This is a genomic window from Kitasatospora sp. NPDC029367 (assembly GCF_055569135.1).
The window spans coordinates 1-16,464 of sequence record NZ_JBVHYH010000018.1 but is presented as its reverse complement, the minus strand read 5'-3'; the positions used below and the strand labels follow the sequence as shown (position 1 = coordinate 16,464).

General features: G+C 74.0%; 15 protein-coding genes. 9 read left to right on the top strand and 6 right to left on the bottom strand.

Features of this window, described 5'->3' with window-relative positions; genetic code table 11:
- Nucleotides 1-155: 155 nt before the first annotated feature.
- Entirely contained in the window at nt 156-809 is a 654-nt protein-coding gene (locus ACZ4W5_RS12640) for a dihydrofolate reductase family protein (RefSeq protein ID WP_465654148.1), read from the bottom strand.
- A 278-nt stretch (nt 810-1,087) separates the two neighbouring features.
- On the opposite strand from ACZ4W5_RS12640, the gene ACZ4W5_RS12635 reads away from it, so the two are divergent.
- The 6 genes from ACZ4W5_RS12635 (at nt 1,088) to ACZ4W5_RS12610 (ending at nt 6,515) form a co-directional block, all read left to right on the top strand.
- Nucleotides 1,088-2,158, top strand: coding sequence for a phosphatidylinositol-specific phospholipase C domain-containing protein (locus ACZ4W5_RS12635; RefSeq protein WP_465654147.1), 1,071 nt, complete (start codon nt 1,088-1,090; stop codon nt 2,156-2,158).
- Between the two features lie 31 nt (nt 2,159-2,189).
- Complete coding sequence (locus tag ACZ4W5_RS12630) at nt 2,190-3,377, top strand: DUF6183 family protein (protein WP_465654146.1); 1,188 nt, start codon at nt 2,190-2,192, stop codon at nt 3,375-3,377.
- 99 nt (nt 3,378-3,476) lie between these two features.
- On the top strand, nt 3,477-3,869 hold the full coding sequence (locus ACZ4W5_RS12625) for a ribonuclease domain-containing protein (RefSeq protein WP_465654145.1): 393 nt from the start codon (nt 3,477-3,479) through the stop codon (nt 3,867-3,869).
- A gap of 241 nt (nt 3,870-4,110) precedes the next feature.
- Nucleotides 4,111-4,728, top strand: a complete 618-nt coding sequence (locus ACZ4W5_RS12620; RefSeq protein ID WP_465654144.1) for a hypothetical protein — start codon at nt 4,111-4,113, stop codon at nt 4,726-4,728.
- A 72-nt stretch (nt 4,729-4,800) separates the two neighbouring features.
- Nucleotides 4,801-5,322: a hypothetical protein gene (locus ACZ4W5_RS12615; RefSeq protein WP_360244778.1), complete on the top strand. Its 522-nt coding sequence runs from the start codon at nt 4,801-4,803 to the stop codon at nt 5,320-5,322.
- Nucleotides 5,322-6,515: an MAB_1171c family putative transporter gene (locus tag ACZ4W5_RS12610; protein ID WP_465654143.1), complete on the top strand. Its 1,194-nt coding sequence runs from the start codon at nt 5,322-5,324 to the stop codon at nt 6,513-6,515. The genes ACZ4W5_RS12615 and ACZ4W5_RS12610 overlap by 1 nt, the downstream gene beginning before the upstream one ends.
- A gap of 368 nt (nt 6,516-6,883) precedes the next feature.
- Here the strand turns inward: ACZ4W5_RS12610 and ACZ4W5_RS12605 are convergent, their stop codons facing one another.
- Nucleotides 6,884-8,608: an immunity 49 family protein gene (locus ACZ4W5_RS12605; RefSeq protein WP_465654142.1), complete on the bottom strand. Its 1,725-nt coding sequence runs from the start codon at nt 8,606-8,608 to the stop codon at nt 6,884-6,886.
- 313 nt (nt 8,609-8,921) lie between these two features.
- Between ACZ4W5_RS12605 and ACZ4W5_RS12600 the strand changes: the two genes are divergently transcribed.
- The 3 genes from ACZ4W5_RS12600 to ACZ4W5_RS12590 all read left to right on the top strand — a co-directional run bounded on the left by ACZ4W5_RS12600 (nt 8,922) and on the right by ACZ4W5_RS12590 (nt 13,513).
- The gene (locus ACZ4W5_RS12600) at nt 8,922-10,343 is read left to right on the top strand and encodes a serine hydrolase domain-containing protein (RefSeq protein WP_465654141.1); all 1,422 of its coding nucleotides are present in this window, start codon (nt 8,922-8,924) and stop codon (nt 10,341-10,343) included.
- Between the two features lie 368 nt (nt 10,344-10,711).
- Entirely contained in the window at nt 10,712-12,829 is a 2,118-nt protein-coding gene (locus ACZ4W5_RS12595; protein ID WP_465654140.1) for an alpha-galactosidase, read from the top strand.
- A gap of 108 nt (nt 12,830-12,937) precedes the next feature.
- Nucleotides 12,938-13,513: a helix-turn-helix domain-containing protein gene (locus tag ACZ4W5_RS12590; RefSeq protein WP_465654139.1), complete on the top strand. Its 576-nt coding sequence runs from the start codon at nt 12,938-12,940 to the stop codon at nt 13,511-13,513.
- A 22-nt stretch (nt 13,514-13,535) separates the two neighbouring features.
- Here ACZ4W5_RS12590 and ACZ4W5_RS12585 read toward each other — a convergent pair whose 3' ends face one another.
- The 4 genes from ACZ4W5_RS12585 to ACZ4W5_RS12570 form a co-directional block, all read right to left on the bottom strand.
- Complete coding sequence (locus ACZ4W5_RS12585) at nt 13,536-14,423, bottom strand: dihydrodipicolinate synthase family protein (RefSeq protein ID WP_465654138.1); 888 nt, start codon at nt 14,421-14,423, stop codon at nt 13,536-13,538.
- 1 nt (nt 14,424) lies between these two features.
- The gene (locus ACZ4W5_RS12580; RefSeq protein ID WP_465654137.1) at nt 14,425-15,225 is read right to left on the bottom strand and encodes an aldolase; all 801 of its coding nucleotides are present in this window, start codon (nt 15,223-15,225) and stop codon (nt 14,425-14,427) included.
- 198 nt (nt 15,226-15,423) lie between these two features.
- Entirely contained in the window at nt 15,424-15,909 is a 486-nt protein-coding gene (locus ACZ4W5_RS12575; RefSeq protein WP_465654136.1) for a hypothetical protein, read from the bottom strand.
- Nucleotides 15,906-16,310 (bottom strand): molybdopterin-dependent oxidoreductase, encoded by a 405-nt coding sequence (locus ACZ4W5_RS12570; RefSeq protein ID WP_465654135.1) that lies wholly within the window; start codon nt 16,308-16,310, stop codon nt 15,906-15,908. Before ACZ4W5_RS12570 ends, ACZ4W5_RS12575 begins: the two co-directional genes overlap by 4 nt.
- Between the last annotated feature and the right edge of the window lie 154 nt (nt 16,311-16,464).

The window sequence follows — 16,464 nt, the reverse complement described above, 5'->3', positions numbered from 1 at the left end:
AGCACGCTCGTCTCGAGTCAGCCCGGTTCGACCTTAACCCTCCCACACAGCCCGACGCCCGGTGCCGGGCGACGGGGTGTCCTCCCCGCCACTGGGCTGTGCGGGGAGGCCGCCCGTCGGCCGTCGGCCGGGCCGTCGGGGCCGGTGCCTGCCCCTCAGGCGCGGGCGCGGCGGGTGAAGGTGAGGTGGGTCACCCCGCTCGGGCTGCTCACCGCCTCGATGTCGAAGCGCTCCTCCAGCCCTTCCAGCCCGTCCCAGAGCGACTCGCCCCGGCCCAGCACGATCGGCACCACGACCACGTGCAGGTGGTCGACGAGGTCGGCCTCCAGGAACGCCCGGACGGTGCGCGGCCCGCCGCCGATCCGGACGTCCAGTCCGCCGGCCGCCTCCCGGGCCTTCCGCAGCGCCTCCCCGGGGGAGCCGTCGACGAAGTGGAAGACCGTCCCGCCCTCCATCTCCACGGTCGGGCGCGGGTGGTGGGTGAGCACGAAGACCGGGGTGTGGAACGGCGGGTTCGGCCCCCACCAGCCCCGCCAGTCCTCGTCCTCCCACGGGCCGCGCTGCGGGCCGAACTTGTTGCGGCCCATGATCTCGGCGCCGATGCCGTCGCCCCAGGTGCGGGCCATCGCGTCGTCCACCCCGGTGTCGCCGCCCTCCTGGCCGGTCATCTGCCGGAAGGTACGGGTGGCGAAGAACCACTCGTGCAGCCGGTGGGAGGCGTGCCCGAAGGGCTCCTCCAGGGTCTGGCCCTCACCGGTGCCGTACCCGTCGAGGGAGATCGAGAAGTTGTGGACCCGGACCAGGGACATCGTGCCGCCTCCGCTGCTCGTGGCTCTCGGGCGGCCGCTCGCAGCCGTCCGCTCGCGGTCACGCTAGCGCGCGGGTACGACAGATCGGACGAACCGTCACCGATGGGCCTCGGCGTGCCCCGGGCGGCGCCCGCCGAGGCCGGAACCCGGGGAGGAGGTGGCGAAGTCGCCACGATATTGTCGTGCCTTCTTCACGAGGTGCACGCCTGATCCGGCGATGCTGCCTCCGGCGGCGCGCACCCGCGGCCGTCGTGACCATCCCCGGGGGGACGATTCCGATGACCGTACGCCGTACCCTGGCAGGCCTGCTGGCCGCCGGCCTGCTCGCCACCGCCGCGGCCCTGGTGCCCACCGCGGCCCCCGCCGCCGCCGACACCGGCACCGGCGACCTGCCGTTCGGCTCGGCCACCACCGTCGGCCTGCACAACACCTACGACCCGGCCGCCTACCCGTACCTCGCCCAGAGCCTGGACACCGGCACGGGCATGATCGAACTCGACCTCTGGACCGACACCATCACCCAGGAGTGGAAGGTCAGCCACTCCAACCCGCTCGGCAACTCCAACAACTGCACCGCCGCCGACACCCCGGCCCAGCTGTACGGCGGCGGCACCAACAAGAACCTGGAGCACTGCCTCGACGACGTCCGGGTCTGGCTCGGCGCCCACCCGGGCGCCGGCCCGCTGGTGATCAAGCTGGAGGTCAAGGGCGGCTTCGCGGCCAACCTCGGGATGGGCCCCGACCAGCTCGACACGCTGATCGCCGCCCACCTCGGCGACGCGGTGCTGCGCCCGGCCGACCTGCTGGCCAAGCCCGGCGGCGGCTCCTACGCCACCGTCGACGAGGCCGTCCGGGCGGGCAACTGGCCGAGCCGCTCGGCCCTCGCCGGGCGGGTGCTGCTCTACGCGATCCCGGGGACGGTCGAGGAGCACAACCCGTTCGACACCCTGCACACCGACGTCGAGTACGGGCGGCACCTGCGCGACCTGGCCGCCTCCGGCCGGATCGACCGGGCCCAGCTGTTCCCGGCCGTGCACGGCGCGGCGGGCGGCGACCCGCGCGCCAAGTACACCGGCGCGGACGCCGGGATCCGCCCGTGGTTCGTGGTCTTCGACGGCGACGCCGCCGGCTACCTGAACGGCATCGACACCGCCTGGTACGACCGCTCGCACTACCTGCTGGTGATGACGGACGCCCAGAACGTGGCGCCGACGATCAGCGCCACCGACCCGACCGCCGACCAGGCCCGCGCCCGCACCGAGCAGCTGGCCCGGGCGCACGCGAGCATCGTGTCCAGCGACTGGCGCAAGCTCCCGGCGGTGCAGTCCCTGGTGCTGAACCGGGGCTGACCGTCGTGCCGACGCCCTAGGCTACGCCCCCGTGTCGAAGACGATCGAACAACTGGTGGACGGCCTGGCGGGGACGTACGAGGTCAGCGAGGTGTGCCTGCTGCTCGAGGCGCACCTGGCGCGCGGCGACACGGCGTTCCACGTGGAGGTCGGGGCGGCTCTGCACCGCCGCTTCGGCTCGGGCTGGGCGGGTGCCGAGCACGCCTCCCTCTACGACCACGTCCTCTGGGACGTGGTCACCACCCCCGGGCGGGTGCACGTGGAGCGCGCGTTCGAGTTGAAGCCCGCCGTCAGCACGCGCCCCGGTCGGCCGCTCCGCCGGGCCGCCGCCGTGCTGGCCGAGTACCAGCCGCTCGAGGCCCTGGCCTGGGTGTTCGAGGCCCCGGCCGACCATCCGCGGGTGCCGGAGGAGCTGCGGGCCTGCCTGCTGCAGGAGTTGGTGCTGCGCGGCGCCCCGGTCGCGGAGCTGCCCGAGGCGCGGGCCTGGGCGGCGGCCTCGCCGTACTGGGCCGCGCACCCGCTGGCCCGGCTGCCCTGGACCCTCGACCCGATCGAGGGCAAGCCGCTCATGGCGCACTACTCGCGCGGCGGGGTGGCGTGGGGCGCGCCGTACCGGCTGCCGGAGGGCGGCCGGATCGCGGCGGCCGGCCGGGTGGCGGTGGAGATCGGGGCGGACGAGCCCGGGCTGACCGTGGCCGTGGAGCGCTGGGCACGGCAGTTCAACGGGCAGCTGGAGGCGGCGGTGTTCGAGGCCGAGCGGCCGGTCGCGCCCGAGGAGCTCCCGGGGACGCTGGCCGGGCTGCCGCTGGACTGCATGTCCGGCGAGGGCTGTCGCGGCCCACTGGGCGGCGTGCCCGGGGTGGACGAGGCCCACGGCGGGGCGCACGCCGGGCACATGGCGGTCGTGCCGACCACCGCCGCCGAGGTCTGGCGCCAGCTCTTCGCCGCCGCCTCCACCGGCCCCGGGGGCGAACGCGGGTGGTCGTACGGCGGCTACGGACGGCTGGAGGCCTGGCGTTCCCTCGCGGCGCTGGTGGGCGCGGGCCCGGAGGACCCGGTGGCCGAGGTGGCGCGCCGGGCGGGGGAGTGCGCCTGGTACGGCTTCACCATGTGCGGGGACTGGTTCATCTGCGACGGCCTGGACCTCGGCTTCGCCGTCCTGGACGAAGGGCGCCGCCGGCTCGCGGTGATCGCCGCCACGGACTACCGGGGCGGCTGACCGGCCGGCTCAAGTCATCGACGGGTACGGCGAGTTGACCGGAGATGAAGACTCCGAACGGGGCTTCCGGGGAGCTCAGGGGCTCGCCATCCTGTTGGCATGACCCGAACTCTACGCGCGTGGAAGACCCGTGCCGCCGCCGTCGCCGTGCTCGCCCTGGCCACCCTGGCGCCCGTCGCCGTCGCCACCGAGGCGCAGGCCGCGGTGAGCGGCAAGGTGTGCGTGTCCGCCCTGCCGTCCCAGGCCCGGACCACCCTCGACCTGATCGCCAAGGGCGGGCCGTTCCCGTACCGCCAGGACGGCGTGGTGTTCACCAACAAGGAGGGCGTGCTGCCCTCCCAGCGCTCCGGCTACTACCACGAGTACACCGTGGTGACCCCGGGCGCGCCGACCCGCGGCACCCGCCGGATCGTCACCGGCCAGCGCTCGCGGGAGGACTACTACACCGCCGACCACTACGCGACCTTCCGGCTGATCGACTTCGGCTGCTGACCCGACCCGCCGCCCCCGGGCCCCGGCCGTGCGTCGGGGCCCGGACGGTAGGGTCGGCGCTGGCCGCCCCACCCGGGCCGCTGAGCGGCCGCCGGAGCGGCGCCCGCCCTCCCGTACTCCGGAGGACCCGGAAGCCTGCCCCCGCGCCCGCGCCCGCGTCCGGAGGCCCGCCGGGCCGCTCTCCGCTACCGACCGGTCGAACACCGACGGTATTGTGACAGGTTCGTGGAGGGGGGCGCAGATGGCGAAGTCAGCAGCTGGTGACGGGACGGGCGGGCCGGAGCAGCCGGAGCAACCGGGGGAGCGGGCCTCGGCCATCGCCCGTCGGCTGGACCGGCTGATGGCGCGGGAGGCGACCAGGTCGGGCGGCCGGCCCCCCGCCTACCGCGAACTCGCCGACCGGATCAACCGCCTGGCGGGGCGGGACGTCATCTCCCGCGACACCGTGCGCAACCTCCACCTCGGCCTGAACCAGAAGGGCCAGGCCTGCAACCCCACGGTGGACACCCTCGACTGGCTGGGCCGGGGCTTCGGCATCGGCGCCGGCGCGAGCTACTTCCTGGACGACGCCAAGGCCGCTTTGGTCGACGAGCAGCTCGACCAGCTGGAGCGGATGGCCGAGTTGCGGCAGGCGCTGGGCAACGACGGGGTGGTCAACCTGGTCAAGCGGGCCTCCGCGCTGTCCGACGGCAGCCTGCGGGTGCTGCTCTCGCTCGCCGACAACCTCCGCAAGCTCGAACAGGACGCGAGCGGCCAGGACACCGGCGGCCAGGACACCGGCAGTCAGGACGCGAGCAGCCGGGGTGCGAGCAGCCGGGGTGCGAGCGGCCGGAACGCGGGCCCGACCGGCGCCGGATGAGCGGGAGCACCGCACCACCCACCACCGTCCCCCGACCCGCTCCCGCCCCCGCTCCGAAGGAACACCCCCACCTTGGCCTTCCCCCGCGGCCTGCGCCGACGCTGCGAGCAGCGGCTCTCCGGCCTGAGTCTGCCCGCCCCGTTCACCGTCGAGGGCTTCCGTGCCGCCCTGGAGCGCGAGCGGGGCCGCCGCATCGTCATGGAGCCGCTGCCCGCCCTCGGCCCCGACCTGCCCTGCGGGCTGTGGATCGCGCTGCCCAGCATCGACGTCGTCTACTACGAGGAACGCACCAGCCCCGCCCACCAGGACCTGATCAAGCTGCACGAGCTCGGCCACGTCCTGTGCGGCCACACCGGCACCCTCGAACTCTCCCGGCTCAGCGCGCTGCTGCCCGACCTGACGCCCGAGCTGATCGCCCAGCTGATGGGCGCGGGCCGCACCAGCTACCACACCGCCGAGGAGCAGGAGGCGGAGATGATCGCCCTGCTGCTCGCCGACCTGGTCGGCTCCACCACCGACCCGAGCCCGGTCTCCGACCGGCTGGCCGAGAGCCTGATGCACCCGATACGCCAACCCCGGTGGAGGAAGTCCTGATGCGCCCGCTGTTCACCTGGCTGATGCCCTCGCTGATCTGGGGCGTCGTGCTCTGGCGGGCCCCCACGGCCTTCACCACCCGGGCGAACCGGGCACTGTGGGCGGCCTTCACGGCGATCGCCCTCGGGCTCAGCTGCCGTCCGGCCTTCGTCGAGCGGGGCCTGGGCGACCTCACCGGCATCCGGGACGTCACCCAGCTGCTCAAGCACCTGGCCGGTGTCGCCGCGGCGTACTTCCTGCTGGAGTACGTCCAGGAGGTGCGGCGCCGCCCGGAACGGCCCCGGGCCGCCCGCGTACGGCTGCTGCTCGCGGTGGTCGTGGGCGTCGCGCTGAGCCTGCTGTTCGTCCTCGCCCTCCCGCACGACGCCGACGGCGGCTTCGGCATCGACGCCCACTTCGGGGACCCGTGGGTGAAGGCCTACCTGTGCGTCTTCAACACCGCCTTCGCGCTGGCCAGCGCGCGGGCGATGGTGCTGTTCTGGTCCAACCGGGCCGCCGTTCCGCGCGGGGCGCTGCGGGTGGGGGTCACCTGCCTGGCGGCCGCCGGTGCGACCGGCCTGCTGTACACGCTCTACCGGTACTGGTTCACCCTCACCAAGGGCGACTCGACCCGGTTCGACGCCGCCGGGAAGCCGATCCCGCTCCAGGACACGGCCAGCGAGCTGCTGCCCGCGCTGATGCTCGTGCTGCTGGTCCTCGGCGTCACCATCCCGCCCGCCCGGACGGTCGTCGGCTACCTGCGCGACCAGTACGCGCTGTGGCGGCTGCACCCGCTCTGGGCGGACGTGGTGGCCGCCGTCCCCCAGGTGGTGCTGGGCACCCCCAGCAGCCGGCTGCGGGACGTGCTGACCGTCCGGGACCGCTCGGTCGAACTCGCCCACCGGGCCTTCGCCATCCGGGACGCCGCCCTGGTGCTGCGGGAGGACACCCAGGGGGCCGAGTGCGCTCCGGCCTGCGGGGACACCCGGGCCGCCGAGTGCGTCCCGACACCCGCCGCCTGCGAGGACCTCGCCCGGGTCGAGGCCCGCTGGCTGCGCGCCGCCGTCCGCCACCGGGCCCGCGACCTGCCCGCCCCGACCCCGCCGGCGGCCCTCGCCGCGACCACCGGCGGCCGCACCCCGCGCGAGGAGATCGCCTGGATGCTCGCCGTGGCCGCCGCCTACCGCCGGCTCGGCGCGGACGGGACCGCGTAGTCACCGAAGCCACCGAGCGCTCCAACCTCTCCGGCCGACCGGCCAGTTGACGCACCGACCGGTCGGTCGGCGACTCTGTTCGCCAGTCAGTGCCATGAGGGAGGTGCGGTTTTCGCTGTTCGGCGATTATGATCGTCATCGCAGCGGGGTTGCCCGCCGAACCAACAGGGGGGTCGGGGGATGTTCAGCACGGTCGACAGCCGGGTCGGACGCGGGTGCGCCGCCGCTTCACCGGGGGAGGCCGGAGGGGACTCCCGGTGGCACCGCCGTACCCGTGACACGGGTTGGAGCTAGGGCCCGTAGCGCGGGGCACGGCGGCCCGGTGGCCGTACTGAGGGCTCCCGTCCCACGGGGGTGGGCGGGAGCCCTCAGGCGAGCAGGCGGGCCGGGAGGTACGGGGACTCGACGTGGACGGTCCAGCCCCGGCGCCGGGCGTGGCAGGCGAGGGCGAGGACGTCGAGGCTGATCGCTGCCTCGGGGTCGGTGGCGCGGTCGGCGACCGAGTGGTGGTCGCGGTGGGCTTCGAGGGCGTCGATCAGCGCCAGCGAGAAGCTGGTCTCGTCGCCCTCCACGAGCTGGGAGAACAGGACCACCGGCGGGGCGAGGAAGCCCCACTCCTTCGTCCGCTCGACCTCGCGCAGGGCCCGTTCGGTGGCCGGGAGCGGGTCGACGCCCCGGAAATAGTCGTGCAGGGCGACGCGGTAGGCGGCGTACGCGGAGCGGTCGGTGGTGGAGTGGGTGGGGCCGGCCAGGACGACCGGGGCGAGGTCCTCGCGGACGCCGGTGATCAGGGCGAGGCCGAGGGCGAGGTGCCAGTGGCCGGGGCCGGAGTCCTCGCCCCGGGTGGCGGGGTACCGGACCGTCCGGCCGTCGATGGTCACCTCGGCCTCGGTGCCGGGCTCGGCGAGGGCGATGCGGAAGAGCGCGGCGCCCAGTTGGGAGGCCAGGCGCAGGCCGGCGAGCTGGGTGTCGGTGACGTCGGCGGACTGCGAGGCGCGGGCCTGGAAGAGGTGCACCTGCTTGCTCAGGGCGCGGGCGAGTCGGGAGACGGTGTGGCGGTCCTCGGGCCCGGGGTTGATCGCCTCCTGGGTCCGCAGTTCGTACAGCGCCTCGCTGTCGGGGTGGAAAGGGAGGGCCGGGCTCGGCCGGTCGATGCGGACCGGACCGGCGGCGAGCCGGGCGACGGCGTCGGCGCGCCGGTCGCGGCCGAGCCCCGCGACCCGGGGGCCGGGGCCGGCGAAGCCGGTGACCAGGGCGTGCGGGAGGTAGTCGGTGTCGACGGCGGGGAGCCAGCCGTGGGCCCGGTGGGCGAGCGCGGCGAGGGCGAGCGGGAGCAGTGGGAGGAGGCTGCGCGGGCGGGTGCCGTCGGCGTGGTCGAGCAGGGCGAGCAGCCCGGCGTCGAAGGCCGCGCGGTCCTGCGCCGCGAGGGCGCGCAGGGTGTGGAGGGCCTGGGTGGCGTCGCTGTCCCGGTCCTCGATCCGGGCCAGTGCGGCGTCGATGGCGGCGAGTCGCTGCGCGGCGGTCCCGTCGTCCGTCGACTCGGCGCCGGTCGCGTCCTCGTCGCGGGTGCGGCCCAGGAGGTGGGCCATGAAGCCGTTGACGAGCTGGGCGGCGGAGTAGCCGCCGCCGGCGGGCATGGCCTGCCAGGTGAAGGCGAAGGCCTCGCCGTGCCGGGTGAACCGGTCGGAGAGGATCGCGAGGCAGAGCGCGTCGAGCCAGTGCCGGGGGAGGACGGGGCGGCGCCGGACGCTCCCGTCCGCGTCCTCGGGGTCGTAACCCATCCCGAAGTTCGGGTAGTCGAGGAACACCTGGAAGCGGTCGTACCCGTAGTACGCGGCGAAGGCGATGGCGCCGGCGGCGGCCTCGGTGGCGTCCTTGAGGACGGCCCTGGCCTCCGGGGTGTCGAGGGCGGGGGAGTCGGCGGAGAGCGCGCCCAGATAGTCGAGGAACTCGTCGGCGATCAGCCGCCATTCGGTGGCGGTCATCAGGTCGGCGCGCGAGTACGAGTGGACCATCCGTCCGATCCGGTCGGTGAAGCCCTCGCGGGCCGCCGAAACCGCCGCTCCGTCCACCTGGTGACGCTCGATCCGCACAGCTCTGCTCCTTGATCCCTTGCCTGGTCGTCAGCCTAGGCGAGGGGTCCGACAGCGTGCGGCGCGGGGGGCGGTGGCGGCCGCACGGGTTTCAAACGATGTTTGAAAAAGGTCGGGAGCGCGCTAGTGTCATGATCGGCGACAGCGGATCGCGCCGCGGCGAAGCCCGGCATCCGCCTGCCACCGGCGAGTTGACGGTCGGTCGCGCCGGACCGCCGGACCGCCGGACCGCCGAGTCCGCCGAGTCCGCCGCTGCCGCCGTGAACCGTCCGTGAGACATCCATGAACCGTCCTGACCCGCGAGGGAGAGCAAATGTCGGAACAGCTGAGCCGCGAAGTGCCCGAGAAGACGCCGGTCTTCGACACCGCCCACTGGCAGGCCCGGCTCGACGGACTCCTCGCCGCCCACCGCATCCACGGCGCCACCCTGGCCGTGCTCGCCGGTGGTGAGATCCACGAACTGGCCTCCGGCATCCTGCACTCGGAGACCGGCGTGGCCGTGACCACGGACTCCGTGTTCCAGATCGGCTCCGTCAGCAAGGGCTACACGGCGGCGATGGTGGTGCTGCTCGCGGACGCCGGGAAGCTCGACCTGGACGCGCCGGTCGTGGACGTCCTGCCCGAGTTCGCGGTCGCCGACGCCGAGGCCACCCGCACCATCACTCCGCGTCAACTGCTCAACCACACCAGCGGCATCGAGGGCGACTTCGTCAGCGACACCGGCCGCGGGGACGACTGCCTGGCCCGCTACCTCGAGGGCGCCCGGACGGTCGGACTGACCAACCCGCCCGGCGCGACGGTGTCGTACTCCAGCACCGCGTACAACGTCCTCGGCCGGATCGTCGAGGTCGTGACCGGCGGCACCTGGGACGAGGCGTTGAAGGAACTGATCACCGGCCCGCTCGGGCTGGAGCACACCATGACCCTGCCGGAGGAGGTGCTGCGCTTCCGTGCCGCGATGGGGCACATGGGCGACCCGGGCGAGGAGCCGGTGCCCACGCCGCTGTGGAACATGATGCCGCGGTCGGCCGGTCCGTACGGCGGGATCTGTGCGACGGCGGCCGATGTCGCCCGGTTCGCGCGGCTGTTCGTGGACGGCGGTGTCGCGCCGGACGGGACGCGGGTGCTGCCGGAGGCCGTGGTCGGGGCGATGCTCAACCGCGAGGTCGAGATGCCCGACCAGTGGTTCCTCGGTGCGCACTGGGGGCTCGGCTGGGGCCTGTTCGAGTGGGACGGCGTCCGGGGCTTCGGCCACGACGGAAGCACCTTCGGGCAGTTGGCCTACCTGCGGGCGATGCCGGAGAAGGGCGTCGCGGTGGTGCTGCTGACGAACGGCGGGGGAGCGGCGCCCAAGGTGTTCGAGGCGCTGTGCCGGGAACTGTCGGCGGAGCTCGCGGGCGTGACGATGCCCGGCTTCGAGCCGCCGGCCCGGCCGCCGGTGGTCGAGCTCGGGGGGTTCGTCGGCAGCTACCGCCGGGAGGGCTTCCTGATGACGATCGCCGAGGGCGGCGGTGAGGGTGTGCTGACCCTGACGTACGAGGGGGCGGACGGCCTCGCGGGGACCTTCGACCCGCTGGTGTGGCAGCTGACGCCGGTGTCGGACAGCCCGGCGAAGACCGTCTTCGCGGGGCGGCGGAACGAGAAGGACGCGTGGATACCGGTGGTGTTCTACGCCCTGGCCGACGGGAGCCGGTATGTGCACTTCGGCGTCCGGGCCACGGCGAAGGCGGCGTAGGCACACAGACACGTAGGCACACAGGCACACAGGCATGCGGGGGCGGGTCGTTCGGGGAACGGCCCGCCCCTGGCCGTGGCAGGGCGGTGGAGCGGGTGCGGGACGCGGAGGGCATGCGGGCTCCTTGGCGGGGCCTGAGCATTTGAACGTTCAAAATCGCGGCAAAAGCCTTGACCCATGTGATCGGTGACATGTGTTATTTCACATGCCGCGTCGGATGCCGTCAACGGAAAGCGCACGGGCGGCTGGCAGTCCCCCGAATCCGACCGAGAGTCAGCCCCGAGAGTCAGCCCCGAGAGTCACCCCCGAGAGTCACCCCCGACCGAGAGTCACCCCCACGCACCCCCACCACCCCCACAGGAGCGCACGTGCGCCTTCTCCCCCGCCGCCTCGCGGCACCCCTGCTCGCCTCGGCCCTGGCCGTGACCGGCCTCGGAGCCGTCACCCTCGGCTCCGCCGTCCCGGCCGCCGCGCTCGGCAACGGCAACGCCCTCACCCCGCCGATGGGCTGGAACTCCTGGAACTCCCTCGGCACCGAGGTCACCGAGGAACAGGTCGTCCAGACCATCGACTTCATGGCCGCCAACGGCCTGGTGGCGGCCGGCTACAACACCGTCACGATCGACGACGGCTGGTCGCTCTGGCACCGCGACGGCCAGAGCGCCGACTTCGTCCGGACGCCGTACGGCTCGATGCAGCTGTACGACGCGGCCGGGAACCCGGTCGCCGGGACGGACGGCAGCGGCAACGACCCCACCTCCGGCCACCTGGTCCCGCGCCCCGACCACTTCCCCTCGCAGACCGTCGACGGCCGGACCGTCAACGGCATCCAGTACCTGGCCCAGTACGCCCACAGCAAGGGCATGAAGTTCGGGCTCTACGCCACGGACACCTACGAGACCTGCCAGATGCACCCCGGCAGCCTCGGCCACGAGGCCACCGACGCGGGCGACTTTGTCTCCTGGGGAGTCGACTACGTCAAGTACGACGACTGCCCGTACGGGCCGCGGATCACCGGCCCGGACGGCCACGACTACTCGACCCAGGGCGAGGGCAAGGAGCTCACCCGCTCCGTCTACGCCCGCGTCCAGACCTTCCAACGGGCCCTCGACGCCGCCTCCGCCGCCCAGGGCCGCCCGAAGGTCACCCTCAGCGTCTCTGCCCAGCCCGCCCACACCGGAGTGCCCTACCTCCTCGACCCGGCGGACCCGGCCCGCACCGACCCGGTCGTCCAGGCCGCGGGCACGGCGCCGTTCAGCGCGCCCGGCTACGCCCCGACCGGCGTCTGGTGCGGCCAGGTCGCCAACCTCTGCCGGATCGGCGGGGACCGGGACAGCGAGCTCGACGGCGTGCTGTGGAACGGGCAGTTGCAGACGGCCCTGCGCTACCCCGGGAACGTGCGCCCGGGCAGCTGGAACGACCTCGACATGATGTACACCGGCTGGAACGACGTCTACGGCCTCTACGGCACCACCGACACCTGCACCTGCCACAAGCCGTTCACCGACGACGAGTCACGCACCGAGACCTCCGTGCTGGCGATGCTCGCCGCCCCGCTGATCTCCGGGGCCGACCTGCGGACCGCCGCCCAGTCCCAGCACACCGACGGCGGCCACACCTGGTCCACGGGGATCGGCGCGTCGAGCCTGGCGGTCCTGGAGAACCGGGACGTGGTGGCCGTCGACCAGGACGCGCTGGCCAAGCCCGCCACCCTGGTCGGCTCCGCGCCGACGAGCGGCACGGCACCGGTGGTGCTCAAGCGGCAATTGGCCGACGGGAGCACCGCCGTCCTGCTGGTCAACCAGGACCCGGCCGCCGCGCACACGATCGGCACGGACCTCGCCGCGCTGGGGCTGACCGGCGGGTTCACCTACAAGGAGCTGTGGACCGGCGCGACCGGCACCGTGACGTCAGGCGCCGTGACGTCAGGCGGTGGGGGCGGCGCGGGCGGCGGTACGGTCGGCGGCACCTGGGTGCCCGCGCACGGCGTCGCGATGTACCGGCTCACCCCGCAGGCCGCGACCGGCCCGGCGACGGTCGTCGACGACGGCAAGTACCACGCGCTGGGCACGGGCGGCTCCAGCGGCCCGGTGCTGGAGGTCGCCGGCACGTGCAGCGCGCCGCTGGGCTCGGCCGCCGACGTCAACACCTGGTGGCCCACCCACACCTCGGAGCAGTGGACCTTCACCGGCAACCCGGACGGCACCGTGCGGATCAGCGACAACTGCGACACCGCCACCCACGTCCACACCCTCCTGGCGGCCGGTACCTCGCCGGGGAGCAGCGCCTACCTGCTGAACTACTCGCCGGGCAACCCGTGGCAGGAGTGGCGGGTCGTCCGGAACACCGCGACCGGCGTGCTCACCGTCACCAACGTCGCCACCGGTCTGGCGCTCGACGCGGGCGGCGGGACGGCGGGCACGACGGTGACCACCGCGGCGCCGAACGGCGCTGCGGCGGGCCAGGGTTGGAGCGTCCTCTCGTAACACCGGGAGGGCGGCCCGCAGGCCCGGCAGCCGTCCCCCTCGGGGGCCGGCCGCCGGGGCCCGTGGTGGGATGATGGGCCGGACGGTTCCGCAGGTGAGGGGTGGCACATGAGCAGCAGGTTGCGGGTGCTGAGGCAGCAGAACCGGCTGAGCCTGGAGGCGCTGGCCGAGCAGGTCGGGGTCACCAAGAGCTACCTCTCCAAGGTCGAGCGCGGCCTCAGCGACCCGTCGATCTCCACCGCCCTCAAGCTGGCCCGCGCCCTCGGGGTCGACGTCGGCCGGCTGTTCTCGGACGAGGTCGAGCCGGAGCTGGTGACGGTGGTCCGCGCCGGGGAGCGGACCCCGATCGCGGGCGGGGCCGGTCCCGGTGCCCCGCACTACGAGGGCATCGCGACCGGCCTCAGCGGCAAGCGGATGGTGCCGTTCGTGATGTACCCGCCGACCGACGCCACCGGCTCCCCGTTCAAGTCGCACCCGGGGGAGGAGTTCTTCTTCGTCCACGCGGGCACGGTGGAGCTGGAGTTCCCCGAGCGGACGGTGGAGCTGGGCCCGGGCGACAGCGTCTACTTCAACTCGGCGGTGCCGCACCGCTGCCGGAGCACCGGTCCGGAGCCGGCCCACATCCTCGTGGTCATCCACGACGAGCAGGACGGCACCGCGGACCGGGTCCCCAGCCTGCCCTGACCCCGCCTCCCCGGGCGGGGATTCAGCCGGCGGCGTCCGCCAGCAGCCGGGCCAGCTCCGCCCGGCGCTCCTCCGGCAGCGGCAGCAGCGGCGGGCGGGGGTCGCCGACGTCCAGGCCGAGCAGGGAGAGGCCGGCCTTGACCGTGGTCGGCAGCCCGCCGCGCGTCAGGAACTGCAGGACGGGCAGCTGGCGGTAGTACACCTCGCGGGCCGCGTCCAAGTCCCCGGTGCGCACCGCCCGGTACAGCTCCAGCGGGAGTTCGGGGATCAAACAGGGCGCTGCCGTGCACCAGCCGCTGGCGCCGGCCGCGAAGGCCGCCAGCGCGAGCGGGTTGGAGCCGTTGTAGAACGGCAGTGCGCCGTCGGAGAGTTGGGTGAGGCGGTGCATCCGCTGGAGGTCGCCGCTGCTCTCCTTGACCATGGTGATGTTGTCGACGTCCCGGACCAGCCGGTGGATGAGCTCCGGCGGGAGGTCGACCCCGGCGGTCCTCGGGTTGTTGTAGATCATGATCGGGATGCCGACGGCGTCGGCGACGGCGGTGTAGTGCCGGGTGATGGCTTCTTCGTCGAGCACCCAGTAGGAGAGCGGCAGGAGCATCACCACGTCCGCACCGGCCTGTTCGGCGAAGCGGGCGCGGCGTACGGCGCTGCGGGTGGTGAGGTCGGCGATGCCGACGACGGTGGGGACGCGGCCCGCGACGGCGGAGACGGCGGCCTCGGCGACGGCGTACCACTCCGGGTCGTCGAGGTAGGCGCTCTCGCCGGTGGAACCGAGCGGGGCGACGGCGTGGCAGCCGGAGGCGACCAGGCGGTCGATCAGCGCGGTGAGCCCGTCGAGGTCGGGGCCGCCGTCGGTGCGGGAGAACGGGGTCACCGGGTACGCGATGATCCCTTCCAGGGTGGTCGCCATGTCAGGACTCCTTCCGGGGGCTGAGCGCGTCGCCGTGGCCGGCGCGCAGGGCGCGGCGGGCGTAGTAGGCGAAGTTCGCCTGGCCGCGCTTGGGGGTGGAGATCCAGTCGTGGGCCTCCTGGGCGAGCAGGCCGGGGATCTCCTGGATCTTCCCGGCCGCGCTTGCCAGCAGCTGGAGCTTGGCGGCGCGCTCGAAGAGCAGGGCCAGGGTGCAGGCCTCCTCGACCGTGCCGGTGGCGACCAGCTGGCCGTGGTGGGCGAGCAGCAGGGCGCGCTTGTCGCCGAGGGCGGCCGAGATGATCTCGCCCTCCTCGTTGCCGACCGGGATGCCGGGCCAGGTCTCCAGGAACGCGCAGTCGTCGTACAGCGGGCACATGTCCATGTGCGAGACCACGAGCGGGGTCTCCAGCATGGACAGCGCGGAGACGTGCAGCGGGTGGGTGTGGATGATGCAGTTGACGTCGGGGCGGGCGCGGTAGACCCAACTGTGGAAGCGGTTGGCCGGGTTGGCCATGCCGTCGCCCTCCAGGACGGTGAGGTCCTCGTCGACGAGCAGCAGGTTGTCCTCGGTGATCTCGTCGAAGCCGAGGCCCAGTCGCTGGGTGTAGTAGGTGCCGGGGCGTTCGGCGCGGGCGGTGATCTGCCCGGCGAGGCCGGAGTCGTGCCCGGCGTCGAACAGGATGCGGCAGGTGAGCGCGAGCTTCTGGCGCACCGTCCAGTCGTTGTCGGGTATCGCGGTCTGCATCCGGTGGTGGGCGAGTTCGACCAGCTCGGACTTGCCGGCCTCGAAGGTGTCGGTCATGGCCGTGGCTCTCCTCGGTGACGTGAGGCGGGGGTGTCGCGTACGGTCGGGTGCGGCCCGCGCCGCTACGGGTGGCGTGCCTAGGGGTGGCGTGGCTACGGGTGGCGTGCCTAGGGGTACGCCGCAACCGGGGTGACACCTCGTTCACTCTAGGACACAAGGTGTCCTTCGTCCATGTCGCCGTCCGGAGGGGGCAGTTCAGCCGCCGGACCGGCGCTGGTGCCGGCGCCGTCGCCGCCGTCGGGCGAGCGCGACCAGCGCCGCGCACACCGCGGTGGCGGCCAGCAGGAGCAGCCAGTTGCGCAGGTACGGCAGCGGCAGCACCGTCGGGTTGCCGGAGTCCCGGCCCGCCCGCAGGACGGCGGGCAGGCCGACGGCGGTCAGCGCGACGGCCACCACCAGCCAGCCGCGCAGCACCGGGCCCCGGGTCGGGCCGGCCGCGCGGAGGGTCGGGCGCGGCGCGCGGAGTGCGATGCCCGTGGCAGCCCCCAGGGCGGCGCCCGCCAGGCAGACCAGCGGCAGCCACAGGCCGTCATGGAGGACCAGGGCCCCGACGGCCCACCACAGCACCCCCGCGGGCTCGGTGACATAGGCGTCGTCGAGCAGCCCGTACAGGCCGAAACCGGTCAGCGTCAGCCCGGCCGCCAGGGCCGCTCCGCGCAGCCAGGTCGCGGGCGCGGTCATCCCAGCACCTCGATCCGGGCTACCCACTTGGTCTGCAGCACGCCGGGCCGGTTCGGCGCGATGATCCGCGCGGGGAAGCCGTGGTCCGCGCTGAGCTCCTCGCCGTCGACCCGCAGCGCCAGCAGGGTGAGCGGGTCGGCGGCGTACGGGGCGGGCAGCTCGGACACCCGGTACGGCCCCTCGGCCTCCAGCGAGGTGATCCGTACGGCCGCGCCCGGCGGCGCCCCGGCCAGCGCCAGCAGGTCCGCCACCCGGACCCCGCCCCACCGGGCGCTCACGCTCCAGCCCTCCACACAGGCGATCGGCAACACCGCCTCGTGCTGCGGGAGTTGGCGCAGCTCGGCGAGTCCGATCCGGAACGGCCGGGGGCCGTCGACCACCAGCCGCCAGTCGGCGGGCACGGTGACCGTCCCGGCCTGGGCGGCCGTACGGTTGACCGGCAGGCCGCCCGCCCCCGGGCCCGGGGGGGGGGGGGGGAGGCGGGGCCCCCGCCCCGGCCCCGGAAAAGGTTGTGCGGGGGTGGGTGGTGTTCCCTCGCCAACCATTCAGTCCCCA